Source organism: Nostoc sp. UCD121 (assembly GCF_014222285.1).
Taxonomy (GTDB): domain Bacteria; phylum Cyanobacteriota; class Cyanobacteriia; order Cyanobacteriales; family Nostocaceae; genus Nostoc.
This window is the reverse complement of sequence record NZ_JACKZS010000621.1, coordinates 1-236: the sequence shown is the minus strand read 5'-3', so window position 1 is coordinate 236 and position 236 is coordinate 1. Positions and strand designations below refer to the sequence as shown.

Annotated in this window: 1 protein-coding gene; it reads left to right on the top strand. The window is 35.6% G+C overall.

Features of this window, described 5'->3' with window-relative positions; all coding sequences use genetic code 11:
- Nucleotides 1-236 (top strand): lyase family protein (locus GNF10_RS39660; protein ID WP_260446399.1); only part of this gene is annotated, 236 nt, incomplete at both ends.

Sequence of the window (236 nt, the reverse complement as noted above, 5' to 3'; positions counted from 1 at the left end):
ATTTCACTCACTATGGTACATCTATCACGTTTTGCAGAAGAAATCATTTTTTGGTCGACTGATGAGGTAAAATTTATCACTTTATCAGATGCGTTTTCTACTGGCTCATCTATTATGCCACAAAAGAAAAACCCTGATATGGCTGAACTAATAAGAGGAAAAGTCGGACGTACTACAGGACACTTGATGAGTATGTTAGTAACACTTAAAGGCTTACCGTTAGCTTATAATAAAGA